The 14,048-nt window shown below is 43.6% G+C and carries 11 protein-coding genes; 7 read left to right on the forward strand and 4 right to left on the reverse strand.

Annotated features, from left to right (window positions below; genetic code table 11):
* Nucleotides 1-17 precede the first annotated feature (17 nt).
* On the reverse strand, nt 18-509 hold the full coding sequence (locus tag L1D11_RS03605) for a GAF domain-containing protein (RefSeq protein WP_017630025.1): 492 nt from the start codon (nt 507-509) through the stop codon (nt 18-20).
* 89 nt (nt 510-598) lie between these two features.
* Here L1D11_RS03605 and L1D11_RS03610 point away from each other — a divergent pair, with 89 nt between their 5' ends.
* From L1D11_RS03610 to rsmF, 4 genes are all read left to right on the forward strand, one after another.
* Nucleotides 599-2,395, forward strand: coding sequence for an ABC transporter ATP-binding protein (locus tag L1D11_RS03610; protein WP_239832625.1), 1,797 nt, complete (start codon nt 599-601; stop codon nt 2,393-2,395).
* 66 nt (nt 2,396-2,461) lie between these two features.
* Nucleotides 2,462-3,736, forward strand: coding sequence for a paraquat-inducible protein A (locus tag L1D11_RS03615; RefSeq protein ID WP_239832628.1), 1,275 nt, complete (start codon nt 2,462-2,464; stop codon nt 3,734-3,736).
* On the forward strand, nt 3,723-6,380 hold the full coding sequence (locus L1D11_RS03620; RefSeq protein ID WP_239832630.1) for an MlaD family protein: 2,658 nt from the start codon (nt 3,723-3,725) through the stop codon (nt 6,378-6,380). Before L1D11_RS03615 ends, L1D11_RS03620 begins: the two co-directional genes overlap by 14 nt.
* A 160-nt stretch (nt 6,381-6,540) precedes the next feature.
* Nucleotides 6,541-7,962, forward strand: coding sequence for a 16S rRNA (cytosine(1407)-C(5))-methyltransferase RsmF (gene rsmF / locus L1D11_RS03625; protein WP_239832632.1), 1,422 nt, complete (start codon nt 6,541-6,543; stop codon nt 7,960-7,962).
* A 327-nt stretch (nt 7,963-8,289) separates the two neighbouring features.
* Here the strand turns inward: rsmF and L1D11_RS03630 are convergent, their stop codons facing one another.
* On the reverse strand, nt 8,290-9,198 hold the full coding sequence (locus L1D11_RS03630; RefSeq protein ID WP_239832634.1) for a S1-like domain-containing RNA-binding protein: 909 nt from the start codon (nt 9,196-9,198) through the stop codon (nt 8,290-8,292).
* 28 nt (nt 9,199-9,226) lie between these two features.
* Between L1D11_RS03630 and L1D11_RS03635 the strand changes: the two genes are divergently transcribed.
* Nucleotides 9,227-10,582, forward strand: a complete 1,356-nt coding sequence (locus L1D11_RS03635; RefSeq protein ID WP_239832635.1) for a hypothetical protein — start codon at nt 9,227-9,229, stop codon at nt 10,580-10,582.
* A 101-nt stretch (nt 10,583-10,683) separates the two neighbouring features.
* Here the strand turns inward: L1D11_RS03635 and L1D11_RS03640 are convergent, their stop codons facing one another.
* Together L1D11_RS03640 and L1D11_RS03645 are read right to left on the reverse strand one after the other, a co-directional pair.
* Nucleotides 10,684-11,169, reverse strand: coding sequence for a DUF4442 domain-containing protein (locus L1D11_RS03640; RefSeq protein ID WP_239832636.1), 486 nt, complete (start codon nt 11,167-11,169; stop codon nt 10,684-10,686).
* A 176-nt stretch (nt 11,170-11,345) separates the two neighbouring features.
* Nucleotides 11,346-12,233, reverse strand: coding sequence for a putative PEP-binding protein (locus L1D11_RS03645; protein ID WP_239832637.1), 888 nt, complete (start codon nt 12,231-12,233; stop codon nt 11,346-11,348).
* A gap of 207 nt (nt 12,234-12,440) precedes the next feature.
* Here L1D11_RS03645 and L1D11_RS03650 point away from each other — a divergent pair, with 207 nt between their 5' ends.
* Together L1D11_RS03650 and L1D11_RS03655 are read left to right on the forward strand one after the other, a co-directional pair.
* Nucleotides 12,441-13,499: a 3-deoxy-7-phosphoheptulonate synthase gene (locus L1D11_RS03650; RefSeq protein WP_239833302.1), complete on the forward strand. Its 1,059-nt coding sequence runs from the start codon at nt 12,441-12,443 to the stop codon at nt 13,497-13,499.
* Between the two features lie 12 nt (nt 13,500-13,511).
* Nucleotides 13,512-13,994 (forward strand): YajQ family cyclic di-GMP-binding protein, encoded by a 483-nt coding sequence (locus tag L1D11_RS03655; RefSeq protein WP_004733632.1) that lies wholly within the window; start codon nt 13,512-13,514, stop codon nt 13,992-13,994.
* Nucleotides 13,995-14,048: the final 54 nt, after the last annotated feature.

Consider the following 14,048-nt stretch of genomic DNA (forward strand, 5'->3'; position numbering starts at 1 on the left):
CACAGTAAGAGAATAATTTATGCCTTGTTCGCGTGCGAATTAAGCAGCTTTTCCACTTCTGCCATGAAAAATGTTAATCCGTCCTCGTCAATTTGAGAAAAACGACCAACATTTGGGCTATCGATATCAAGAACGCCCGCTATTTTTCCGCCAATCGAGAACGGAATAACGATTTCTGAGTTACTTGCAGCGTCACAAGCGATGTGACCTTCGAACTCATGAACATCATGAATGCGCTGAACTGTATTCGTCGCAACCGCAGTTCCACACACTCCACGCCCTACCGGAATTCGCACACAAGCAGGTTGACCTTGGAAAGGACCCAGTACAAGTTCGTCTTTTTCCTTAGCTTGATCCTGCTTCATTAAATAGAAACCCGCCCAATTCAAATCATCCAATTCCATAAATAATAAAGAACTGATATTAGCAAGATTAGCAGTTAGATCGGTTTCTGATTCAATTAATGCAACGGCTTGTTTGGTTAAGCGTTGGTAATGTTCTATTTTCATATTAACTTCCAATTAAATTGAGACTTCCATTATCAAGAGAACGCAGTAGAATGCGGCCATCAAACTAAATAGGACTTATTCTCATTACAATGAACAATTCAGAAGACACTATTAGCCGTTCTTGGTTAATAACTCAAGTAAAAAAACACAAGTCCAAATTACTGTTTGCTAACATTATTGCCATACTTGCAACTCTCATCAGTGTCCCTATCCCGTTGCTCATGCCATTAATGGTTGATGAAGTATTACTTGATAAGCCAGCTTCTGGCTTAGATATGATGAACCACCTACTTCCAACATCGTTGCAGACACCCACTGGCTATATTGCACTGACTTTGCTGTTAGTCATTATTATGCGTACCGTTAGCCAAGCGTTGAACATTCTACAAGGGCGTCAATTTACACTCGTCTCCAAAACAATTACCTATCAAATGCGTAGCAAGATGATAGATAAGCTTGGTCGCATTAGTATTAGACAATACGAGACCAAAGGTAGCGGCGGTATTAATGCTCACCTAATAACAGACATAGAGACAATCGATAAGTTCATTGGCTCAACGCTCTCTAAGTTCCTCATCAGCTTCTTAACGGTGTTCGGCACTGCGATCGTGTTGTTATGGTTAGAGTGGCGTTTAGGCTTGTTCATTCTACTGGTCAATCCTGTTGTTATTTATTTCTCTCGTAAACTAGGCAGCAAGGTTAAGCACCTTAAAAAGTACGAGAACCAATCTTTCGAACGTTTTCAGAATCGCTTGGTGGAAACCTTAGATGGCATTTATCAGCTGCGTGCTGCCAACAAAGAACGTATCTTCCTAGATGAATTGAAGGTTCAAGCGAACCAAGTAAGAATCGATGCCGACAAATACGCTTGGCAGTCTGAAGCTGCTGGCCGCGTTTCGTTTCTCCTCTTCTTGTTAGGTTTCGAGCTTTTCCGCGCTGTCGCTATGCTAATGGTGCTATTCAGTGACTTAACCATTGGTCAGATCTTTGCGGTATTTGGTTACTTATGGTTCATGTTAGGCCCGGTTCAAGAGCTGCTTGGGATTCAATTCTCTTGGTATAGTGCAAAAGCGGCACTGCAACGCATCAACGATCTACTTCAATTAGAAGAAGAGAAGCGCCCGATTAGCAAAGTAAACCCGTTTTATGAAGATCAAGAAGTGACAGTCGACATCGAAGACGTTACATTCTCTTACACATTAGAAAACACTGTTTTAAATAGGCTATCACTACACATCCCTGCTGGTAAGAAAGTCGCTTTGGTGGGTGCGAGTGGTGGTGGTAAATCTACCTTAATCCAGTTGCTAATTGGGGTTTACCAAGCGGACTCAGGTTGCATTCGCTATAACGGTGAAACAACCGATGACATCAGTTTTGATATTATACGCAATCAAATTGCTGTTGTTTTACAACAACCTATACTCTTCAACGATACATTAAGGCATAATCTGAACCTTGGTGCTGACTATGACGAAATGTCGTTGTGGCGTGCGCTTGAAGTCTCTCAAATGCAAGACGTGATCAAGCAATTAAGTAACGGCTTAGATACTCAAATTGGTAGGAACGGTGTTCGCCTCTCTGGTGGTCAACGACAACGTCTAGCCATTGCCCGTATGGTGCTGAGCAACCCTAAGTTTGTTATTCTTGATGAAGCAACATCAGCATTAGACACGGCAACAGAGTCTGCACTACATAAAGCGTTGAGTGAGTTTTTGAAAGATCGCACAACTTTAATTGTGGCTCATCGATTATCAGCAGTGAAACAAGCCGATCTAATCTATGTTTTAGAAGATGGACAAGTCACACAAACGGGAACACATGGTGAACTGGTTGAACAACAAGGGCTTTATCAAACACTCTATGGCAGTGTGCAATCGCACGCCTGATAGTTATTGTCCTAACCACAGACACAAGACTTCTAAACTGACACACAATTCAATCCGGGAGGTCGCGTGACCTCCCCATCTGTAACCCAAGGTCTATCAACAACAAAACATCAAAGCGACAGCAGCGCTGTGCGTTTGTGTCAGGGCTGCGAGCTTCCTATCGACAAGGTGGACATCCCACTAGGGAAATCCGCCTATTGCCCGAGATGCGGCACACAACTTTACCGAGGTGGCACCCCTAGCCTTTCTGGAAATCTAGCAATCGCGATAACCTGCTTGTTGCTATTTATCCCGTCCCACTTTTTCGACTTCATTAGCATTCGTCTTATCGGGGTGATGATCCCCGCTACACTGCCATCCGGCGTATTTACCTTGATCAATGAAGGTTTTCCACTGCTCGGCTTACTTATCCTATTCTGTAGCTCAATAGCGCCGTTGCTCGTTTGCAGTTCTGTATTAATCAGCCACTTCTCGCTTCGTTTTGGCTTCTTTACACCGTTTCAATACTCGCTGGTTATCATTCAAACCTTAAAGCATTGGATGATGTTGGATGTATTCTTAGTGAGCGTGGCGATATCCTGTTTTAAGCTGCAAGACTACTCAGATATTTTTGTTGGTCCGGGATTGGTTGGCCTGATTCTACTGCAGCTTTTCAGTGTATTGCTGGTGAGCCGCATCAGCGTGCGCTGCTACTGGGAAGCTTGGACAAAAGAATCTGACTACTCATTTGCTGAAAGTAAGAACGTACACTGTCACAACTGCCACCTATCTCAACCGAATGGACATACTTGCGTACGTTGTCATCATGACTTATACCACCGCAAGCCCTACTCTATACAGAAGACATGGGCACTGTTATTTGCCGCATCAGTGGCTATTGTGCCAGCCAACGTCATTCCTATCTCTATCCTGATAACAAACGGTCAAAGGCTGGAAGATACCATCATTTCCGGTGTCGCTTCGCTGATTAATAGCGACATGTATGGCATCGCAGCAATCATTTTCATTGCCAGTATTATCGTGCCCGTCGCGAAAATACTGGGCCTCGCGTACATCTTAATCTGTATCAAGATGAAGCGCGCCGTTTACCACAGGCAACGTATGACCATCTATTTCATCGTGAAATGGGTCGGGAAATGGTCGGTAATGGATCTGTTCGTTATTTCGATCATGATGACCTTGGTCGACCGGGGACAGATTTTAAACTTTACACCAGGTTATGGTGCAGTCGCTTTTGGCGTCGTAGTTGTTCTCACGATGCTGGCAGCGGAAAGCTTAGATCCTAGGCTAATTTGGGATAACTACACCTCAAAAGATGAGTCAGTGAATGAACAACGATAACCAGTCACAAACATCATATTCACCAGAAGTAAGAAAAAACAAAGGCATCTCACCTTTGTGGATTCTACCCATATTAACCGTCGCTTTAGCCGGTTGGTTGGTCATGAAATCGATACACGATGCTGGGCAACGTGTGCAGATATACTTCTCAGATGCCGCAGGTTTAGTCGCAGGTCGAACAACGATTCGTTACCAAGGCTTAGAGGTGGGTATGGTGCGCGATATTACCCTCTCGAAAGACTTATCTAATATCTATGTTGATGCTGATATCTATCCGGAAGCGAAAAAACTGCTGTCTAAAGGCACTCGTTTTTGGCTAGTAAAGCCGACCGCAAGCTTGTCTGGAATTTCTGGGTTAGATGCTCTGGTATCCGGTAACTACATTGCGATTCACCCAAGTGAAACCAAACAAGAGCCTGAAACTGTTTTCCAAGCTTTAGAGTCTGCGCCTTCTGACTTGTTAGCTTCCGATGGCTTGAACATATCACTGACAACAAAAGATTTGGGTGGCGTATCTGTTGGCTCTCAGATTGTCTATCGTAAGATCCCAATTGGTGAGGTCTATAACTACCAACTCAACGAAAGCGGAAAGTCAGTCACGATTCAAGCGGCTATTAAAGATGAGTACAGCCATATCATTACCGACCAAAGCCGTTTCTGGAACGTCAGTGGCTTAGTGGCAAATATTGGGTTTTCTGGTGTTGATGTTCGCTTGGAAAGTCTAAGCGCTCTATTAGGTGGTTCTATCGCCGTAGACTCACCAGGAGATGGTCAGCCAGTTGAGATGAACACCAAGTTCAAACTCTACCCAGATCTAAAAACCGCTGGTCGTGGCATCTCTATTAAGATTGCTGTTCCTGATGACAATAAGATCAGTGCAACTGGTGCCCCAATCATGTACCGCGGCATCGAAATCGGTCAAATTACCGACTTATCACTCAGCGAAGGCCGTGAAAATGTCATCGCATCTGCAGCTATCCAACCTGCGTTCAGTGATTTCCTTAACAGTGGCAGTAAGTTCATTCTCGAAGAAGCCGAACTATCACTGACAGGAATGAAGAACATTGCTAACTTGGTGACGGGCAACTTTTTAACGCTAGTCCCAGGTCAGGGTGAGAAAGCACGCCGTTTCACTGCGGTTCGTAAAACGGAATATAGCCAAGAGCAAGAAGAATCTGTCGCTATTCGCCTTACCTCGAACAACTCTTTTGGGCTCGATGTAGGCACTCAACTACTCTATAAAGGCATATCTGTTGGCTCAATCATCCAAGTAGGTTTGGTTGATGGTGTCGGTACTGGGAGCGATAAGCACGAAGTGTTCATGGAAGCGTTGATCGACAATCAATATGCTCACCTTATTAAAAGTAAAAACCGCTTCTTCGTTACAGGCAGCGCGAGTGCTGAGCTTACTGAATCGGGGTTAAGTGTGACCGTCCCACCAGCAAAGCAGCTACTGACAGGCTCAATTAGCTTCGTAAGTGAAGGTAAAAATCAAGCAAGACAAAGCTACCAACTTTTCCAAAGTAAATCGTTAGCTGAGATTGCAAAGCTAAACCAATCTGGCTCTAAAACCCTATCGCTGTTCGCAAGTGAGTTACCGTCAATCTCTAAAGGTAGTCCACTACTCTACCGCAACCTACAAGTCGGTAGTGTGAGTGATTTTCAGCTTGCTGACGGCGGCGTAAGAATCCAGGTGACCATTGAAAACCGCTACACGCACCTAATAAACAACAATACCGTTTTTTGGAATCGTTCTGGTGTTGAGGTCGACGCATCTTTGTCAGGCATCAGTATCAAAGCAGCTCCGGTTAAAACTCTGATTCAAGGCGGAATCGCGTTTGATTCACTGCCAGGTATCGACAACAAGCTCGGTGATGTTTGGAAGCTCTATAACGACTCTAATTCTGCTCGTAAATTTGGTCGTGCCATCACGATTACTTCTTCTGGCGATCAAGAGGTTAGCAAAGGTACACCAATTAAATATCAAGGCGTGAATGTTGGCGAAGTGACTCTGGTTTTCCCTACCTTTACCAAAGGTGGTATTGAAATCACGGCTCGTATCCTTCCTGAGTATGTAGATAAGATCGCGGTCGCTGGTAGTCATTTTTGGCTAGCTGAGCCGGAGATTGGTTTGAATGGAATTAAGAATGTCTCTTCTCTGATTTCTAAGCACATTAAAGTTGAGCCGGGGAACGGAAACAAAACCACAGCCTTTAAGCTAAGTAATGGTCCAGTTAAACCTGAAGGCAAGATTTTCACGCTACAAAGTGAGAGTCGTGGTTCAGTATCAGAAGGTACGCCGATTCTATTCCGCGAACTAGAAATCGGTACAGTAATTGACGTTCAACTTGGTGATTTTGCAGATCGTATTATCTCTACCATTCAAATCAAACCAGAGTTCGCTTACTTAATTCGTGCCAACAGTGTGTTCTGGAATGTATCGGGTGTGGATGTGTCTATCGGCTTGTCCGGTGCAAACATCAAAGCAGGTACTGTCGATAGCTTAATCCGAGGTGGCATAACCTTCTCAACACCACCGACTAAAGAACTGCAGCCTTTGGCACAAGAAGACCAGTCTTTCTACTTGTACCCCAAAGCGGAAGACGAATGGAAATCCTGGAGAACGGCTATCCCTCGCCCATAAACGCGGCATAGTCGCATCAGTTTTCTAAGCGAATAACAGACAATTAACATCCAAATGCAGCCATTGAGCTGCATTTTTATTGTTTAAAGCAAATTTGGTTTAGGACAATCTCATTTTGCTTTAAACTGCCCGCATTAACGCTATAAATCGAGATACCCTTTTGCACGCTAACGTATATATCCCGGAAGAATTCCTTACTCATATTGAAAGCATCATGCCTAGCCATTTAGATATGGCTTCGTTTGTCGCTTCTTGTCAAAAGCCACTTCGTAAAAGTATTCGCGTAAACACACTCAAGATCAGTGTTGAAGACTTTCTAGTGCGTGCGAAAGATAAAGGTTGGGAACTGGAACCAGTACCTTGGTGTGAAACGGGGTTTTGGATCACTGCCGATGAAACTGAAGTTCCACTAGGGAATACTGCCGAGCACATGTCTGGTTTGTTCTACATCCAAGAAGCCAGCTCTATGATGCCACCGTCTGCTCTTTTCCAAGGCGAAGAGAACTATCAAGCAGTTCTCGACACCGCTGCGGCTCCAGGTTCTAAAACCACTCAAATCGCAGCGTTGATGGACAACCGTGGTGTGTTGGTTGCCAATGAATATGCAGCAAGCCGAGTTAAAGTGCTTCACGCTAACATTGAACGCTGCGGCGTAAGAAATGCAGCGCTAAGTAATTTTGATGGTCGCGTGTTTGGTGGCTGGTTACCTGAACAATTCGACGCTGTATTACTAGATGCACCCTGCTCTGGTGAAGGCACAATTCGCAAAGATGCCGACGCAATGAAGAACTGGACGTATCAATCGGTTGTTGAGATTGCAGACACGCAAAAAGACCTTATTGAAAGTGCATTCCACGCTCTTAAACCTAATGGTGTATTGGTCTACTCGACGTGTACGTTAAGCACAGAAGAAAACCAACAGGTGTGCCATCACTTAAAAGAGACCTTTGGTGATGCGGTTGAGTTTGAATCTCTAGAGTCCCTATTCGATAACGCGAAAGCAACCACAACAGAAGAAGGCTTTCTACACATCTTCCCTCAGGTTTATGACTCTGAAGGTTTCTTCGTTGCTCGTGTCCGAAAATTAGCGTCTGTGACACCACCAGAAGTGAAGAAGCGTTTAGGTAAGTTCCCATTCGACAAGGCTTCCAAGAAAGCACAACAAGAAATAGCTGAACAGCTTTTAAGTGCATTGGATATCGAGCTACCATCAGATTCTCAAGTCTGGACTCGTGACAAAGACGTCTGGCTATTTCCTGAAGCATTAGAGCCAATGATCGGTAAATTCCGTTTCTCTCGCATGGGTATCAAGATCGCTGAAACCCATAAAAAAGGCTACCGTTGGCAACACCAAGTAGCAACGACATTAGCCAAAGGCAACGAAGCTAACATCGTTGAGCTCACTATCGAAGAGGCTCGTGAGTGGTTCATGGGTAGAGATGTTCGCCCAGAAGGCTTATCCGGAAAAGGTGAAGTGCTGGTCAAATACAATGGCGCAATCATTGGCCTTGGTAAGTGGGTTGGCAATCGAGTGAAAAACGGCCTGCCACGAGAGTTAGTACGTGATAAGAACCTGTTTTAGCCAGAATTACAGCCCTATCGCTGAGTAGGCGTATAGGCGAACAAATAAAAGCCCAAACAACGCACGTTGCTTGGGCTTTTTCTATTGAATTTAAGTCATGCTATCTATGTAAAAACACGTTCGAACTACACTTAATTACAAAACAATCAATTCAATTCAATTCAATTCAATTCGCTATTTTTACGTTGAAAAATCGCATATCGGGAAAATTAAACTAAACTTCATCTAGTAAACAAAGAATTGAAACGATTAGCGTAGGCTCTTCGGAGCCATTTCCCCTAAGCCCAAACAGGAAAGTTTGGGCTTTTTTTTGACCGAGTGCTTGGCTTATTTAGCTAGACTGATGCCTTCTTTATCGATAGAGATCTTGCCAGCCTTGTACAAACCACCGATGGTCTTTTTGAATGTACCTTTGCTGGTTCTGAAAGCAGAGAAGATCGCTTCAGGTGAAGACTTATCATTCAAAGGCAAAAAGCCGCCTTTCTTTTCAAGCAAGTCTAAGATCTTAACGCTTAGGTCATCCATCTTAGCTACGCCGACTTTCTGAAGAGAAAGGTCAATCTTACCGTCTTCTTCACGAATGTTTTTAATGTAGCCTTTCAGCGTCTTACCAATAAATAGTTTACCGATGATGTCTGATGGGAAAATCATGCCCCAGTGCTCGCCATTAACGATCGCTTTGTAGCCTAACTGGCTACGTTCAGCGATGATTAAGTCAACTTGCTGGTTACGTTTGTAATTCGCCGGAGTGTTGTCTAACCATTTGTTAAACTTAGTTGTACCTACAATGCGGCTAGATGCTTTATCAATGTACACATATACTAAGATTGACTGGCCTTCGTTTAATCGACCACGTTGTTCGCTGAAAGGAACCAGTAGGTCTTTGCCTTTCACGCCCCAGTTCATGAATGCACCGGTGCTGTTTGCACCTTCAACAGTCATCAACCCAAACTGGCCAACTTGTGCGATAGGTTTTTCAGTCGTTGCAGCGATCTGGTTGTCAGAATCAATGTACAAGAACACATCTAACTTTTGACCAATTTCAACACCTTCAGGAGTAAATCGTTTCGGCAGCAACACCGTTCCATAGTCGCTAGCGTCAAGGAATACACCGAAATCTGCTTGTTTTACTACTTCTAAGTTGTTTATTTGACCAATATTAATCATCAAGATTGTCTCTACTTTAAATTTGGCGGAGATTATACGTGATCTCTGATATGCTTTCGCTAGTTTCATTCATATTTTTACATTCTAGGAGCCATCGTTGATCACCGTTGATAAACAAGATGCGATAACACTCAAAATTAACCATGCAATGGCTAAAACCAAAAAGCTCGACATGGATGTTTATCTATTCATTCCCGGTGAACTTGGACTCACTCCAGAAGTACTTTCTGAGAGCGCATTTTTCTATAGCTCAATCACTCAGAAACGCGCGTACTACAGTGATAAAACACTACTGCCTCTGGTACACAGCCGTTTGGCAAAACGTGGACGACTGTCTACCACTCAATACCGTGTAAGTTTGAGCTTGTTCGCCTACCAATATGTTATTGCATTAGATAAAGCAGTCAGCAGCTTAAACAAAAATAATAGTGACGACGTAACGGCAGACGAAGTGGATGAAGTTATCGAACTGGCTTTAGACATATTAAAGAAGCTACGTCGAAGTATCCCATATGAAGAAAACCTGAAACGCTACTACGCCAATATAGACAACTATCTATCTTGGTACACTGAGCAAAAATTCCTGTCTTTAGTTTCGCATATGCCACGTGGTAGCGAATATTCAACCATCAAAGAGCGTCTTTTAACCCTTTGCGACAAAGAGACCGCTCACCGAAAACTGAACCGATACAACTCAACCAAGGTACGAGAAGACGTAACCCGCTTGAGTAACAAAATGCGCTTGCTGCGTCGTTTGATTGAGCACCCTATCGTACTCAAAGAGAAAACCACCTCAATGGGTAAAAACGTTAAACGAGCTGTGAAAGGTGTTGCGACAGGCTTGGTGATGGTGGTTGTAACCACAACAGTTATCTTGGCCCGAGATTTCCTGGGAGAGATTACCGCTTCTTTCATTGTAGCGATGTCTTTCATCTATGCGCTACGCGAGATTTTCAAAGACGATTTAAGAGATATTCTTTGGCGCTGGCTACGTAAAGGCAAGCCAAAGTGGAAACGCCGTTATTACGATCCAACGACCAATAAGTCAGTTGGTCATAAACTCGAGTGGTTGGACTACGCAAGCTTTTCTAAACTCGCTGACCGCATTCAGTCGATACGAAAGAAACGTGTGGTGCAGCGTGAAGAGCAAATCTTGCATTATCGCTCACATACGGAGATGTCGACATCAACGTTTATGAGTGGCTACGAGGAAACGCGTGAAACCTTATCGATCAGCCTAAGAGCGCTGACACGCTTAATGGATAAGGGCTCAAATAAGATTTATCGATTGAATGAAGGCCAAGTGAGTCGAGAGTCCGTTGAGAAGCGTCACCTACTCAACCTGATCATCAAAGAGAACAACCACGACAACGAACCAACTTACTATCGTTGGAAGATCGTCATGAACCGTTCAAAGATTGTCGATATCGAGCAAATCACACAAGAGTCATAGAACTACTGCAAATCGTGCGATTACGGTATGTGGATATAGATTCACATACCATTTTTTTAGATCGAACCCCACCCAATATCATTATGAACTGGTATTTGTGGCTACTTCTTTGATGGGATCTTTTTGATAGAAAGCGTGAGCGTGAATTCTGCCATTGGCTCATCGCCATGCAGAGATGGGCATGTTGCGATAATGGTTACTGGCTGATTCACTCGCTCCCCGGTTGACATGGTTTCAGCCAACATAGTGTTGATCAACTCACCATCAGTACAAGTGAAATGCACATCACCTTCAGGGCGCTTCAAAAAGTTACCAGTCACCTCTTTAAACGCTAAAGATATCTTTTCACCTTGCTGTTGTGATTTACTCATCGCAAGAAACCCCCCTGCCAAATCAGCACCGACAGCTAAAACACCGAAGTACATGCTATTTAGATGGTTTTTGGTTCGTCTTCTGAGCGGAATTTTCACCTCTACACGCTCGTTGTCGAGTACCAGAAGCTTTGGTCGACACAGCCAGATAAGTGGGACTTTGAAAAAGCCAAACATGCTTAAATAGAAATTTGCTTTTTGTAGAGGGGTTAACATTCGAATCACCTAGCCTAATTAGTCATCAGACCAGTTAATCGACTAACGATTTAAATGTCAAAAAAATGTTACAAAAAAGAGATGTCATCACACAATGATATCTCTTTTATTCTCAAGGTGTTAGCGCTTCGTATCAACTCATACAGCAAATTGATTAATTAAAGCAATAAGTGAAATTATGCCGTTACGACGGTTTCAACACCTTCAAGATCTGCGATATAACCTTGTAAGCGCGGATAATCAACTAGGCCTTGAGTCACAAGCAAAACGGGTTTCTTAGCGTTGTGTGTCGCTTTCACAATCATGTCTAACAGCGTAATTACCGCTTCGTTTTGTGGGTCAAAAGCATGCTGCTGCGCTTCATTCTGCTTATCAACACCAAGCGTGAAAGACGCTAAACTGTCGACATTCACTACCACACCATCAAAGTAATGCAGCAGACGTTCACTCAGTAGAACGGCAGATGGCACATCACATGAGAACAACACCTTCAAGCCATTCAAACCACGAGGCAAACCTTGCTCTGCAAGTAAATCGATGATCTTAGCCGCGTCGCTTAATGCGCGCACGTAAGGAATCACCACTTCAACATTAATACCTTGCTCGCGCAGAGCCTTAACGACCTGACACTCCAAAGCAAACGCTTTGCTGTACTCTGACATCGAATAACGAGCAACACCACGAACACCAAGTGCTGGGTTCACTTCTTCCACTTCGCAATTGCCACCTAACAGCGAACGAAAGCCGTAACTGTCAGCGTTGCTTAACGCGATACGCACAGAAGTATGATTGGGTTGAACTGCAGCTTGAATCGCCGTGACCAAGGTAGAAACGAAATGTTCATCAACGCTTTTGCCACCAAGAATGGCGTCTAGAGAGGTTTTCTCTATATCAGAAAGTGTATCTAAATGGCTTTCAATACTTGGATGGTAGAAGACACGATCCATGACCAATTCAGAGAGAGAGACGTATAAGTGGTTGGAATTATTATTATCGTTATAAGAAGGCAGCACATCGCCTAAGACCAGTTCTGGGTGCAAAGTGCTTTGATTTTCTTGAGTCATTGCTGCTCCAGCATTTTTATGTTGTGTTCAAACGAAAATACCGATAGCTGCCTGTTAATACAAGTGAAAATCCCGTATTTAGCGTCGGGCTGCTGATAAAAATAAGAATATTAGTAATAACAGAGATAACTTTGACTTAAGAGAGTTTATTCCTCGGTTCAATTCCGCTATCTTAACCACTTCGCAATAGAATAAAAAAGCTATCACATGCCATTAAAAACTGATGAGTTGAGAACCCAAGCTCTGGGTCCTATGCCAACTCCTGCCGAATTAGGCAACGCACACCCGATTACTGACGACGTTGCTGAGCGTATTGCAAATTCTCGCCGCCAAATCGAAGATATCCTAACTGGTCGTGATAACCGCCTATTAGTTATAGTAGGCCCTTGCTCTGTTCACGATACAGAAGCGGCACTTGATTACGCTGAGCGCCTGAGCAAAATTCAAGAACAATACAAAGACGAATTGTTTGTTGTAATGAGAACCTACTTCGAAAAACCTCGCACGGTTGTAGGTTGGAAAGGTCTAATTACCGATCCAAACCTTGATGGTTCATACGCACTAGAAACAGGTTTAAACAAAGCACGTCAGCTTCTGCTTGATATCAACAAGCTTGGCCTAGCAACCGCGACTGAGTTCCTTGATATGATCACGGGTCAATACATTGCAGACCTTATCACTTGGGGCGCAATTGGCGCTCGTACAACAGAGTCTCAGATTCACCGTGAAATGGCTTCAGCACTGTCTTGTCCTGTTGGCTTCAAAAACGCGACAAACGGCAACATCAAGATCGCTATTGATGCAATTCGTGCATCAATAGCTTCTCACTACTTCTACTCACCAGATAAAAATGGTCGTATGACGGTTTACCGCACTTCAGGCAACCCATACGGTCACGTTATTCTACGTGGTGGTGATAAAGGTCCAAACTTTGATGCAGAATCTGTTGATAACGCATGTAAGCAACTTGCTGAGTTCGACCTACCTCAACGTTTAGTCGTAGATTTCAGCCATGCTAACTGTGAAAAGCAACACCGCAAACAGTTAGACGTTGCAAAAGACATCTGTGAACAGATCAAATCTAACAAAAATCAAATTGCAGGCATCATGGCGGAAAGCTTCATAAAAGAAGGTAACCAGCCAATGACGGATATCAACAACCTGGAATACGGCAAGTCGATTACCGATCCATGTCTAAGCTGGGAAGATACCGCGACAATGTTAGACATGCTTGCAACAGCAATTAAAGATAGAAACTTAGCTTAAGGAAATAACACAATGCCATCATTTGACATTATCTCTGAAGTAGAAGCAGTAGAACTGCGTAACGCGGTAGACAACGCAAACCGTGAACTATCGACTCGTTTCGATTTCCGCGGCGTTGAAGCAAGCTTTGATTACAAAGATGAATCAGTAAAATTGACTGCTCAAGACGATTTTCAACTGAAGCAAATGCGCGATATCCTTCGTAGCAACCTAACAAAGCGTAATGTTGATCCTAACGCGATGGAAGCAAAAGCGGCAGACCAAACAGGTCGCACTTGGCACCAAACGGTTATCTTTAAGCAAGGCATTGAAACTGATGTAGCTAAGAAAATTGTTAAGCTAATCAAAGACAACAAAGTTAAAGTTCAAGCTTCTATCCAAGGCGACAAAGTTCGTGTAACAGGTAAGAAACGCGATGATCTACAAGCTGTTATGGCTCTAGTTCGCAGCGGTGAACTTGGTCAACCATTCCAGTTTGACAACTTCCGCGACTAATTTTTGAGTGTGAGCGATCGCTTATTTCGGTTGCTCATTCATCATCACAATGTC

The sequence above is a fragment of the Vibrio sp. Isolate32 genome, assembly GCF_022397955.1.
Classification (GTDB): domain Bacteria; phylum Pseudomonadota; class Gammaproteobacteria; order Enterobacterales; family Vibrionaceae; genus Vibrio.

Coding starts and splice junctions, on each gene's coding strand:
- L1D11_RS03605 (WP_017630025.1), bottom strand. CDS start 509: ATGAAAATAGAACATTACCAACGCTTAACCAAACAAGCCGTTGCATTA.
- L1D11_RS03610 (WP_239832625.1), top strand. CDS start 599: ATGAACAATTCAGAAGACACTATTAGCCGTTCTTGGTTAATAACTCAA.
- L1D11_RS03620 (WP_239832630.1), top strand. CDS start 3,723: ATGAACAACGATAACCAGTCACAAACATCATATTCACCAGAAGTAAGA.
- L1D11_RS03630 (WP_239832634.1), bottom strand. CDS start 9,198: ATGAAACTAGCGAAAGCATATCAGAGATCACGTATAATCTCCGCCAAA.
- L1D11_RS03640 (WP_239832636.1), bottom strand. CDS start 11,169: ATGTTAACCCCTCTACAAAAAGCAAATTTCTATTTAAGCATGTTTGGC.
- L1D11_RS03645 (WP_239832637.1), bottom strand. CDS start 12,233: ATGACTCAAGAAAATCAAAGCACTTTGCACCCAGAACTGGTCTTAGGC.
- L1D11_RS03650 (WP_239833302.1), top strand. CDS start 12,441: ATGCCATTAAAAACTGATGAGTTGAGAACCCAAGCTCTGGGTCCTATG.
- L1D11_RS03655 (WP_004733632.1), top strand. CDS start 13,512: ATGCCATCATTTGACATTATCTCTGAAGTAGAAGCAGTAGAACTGCGT.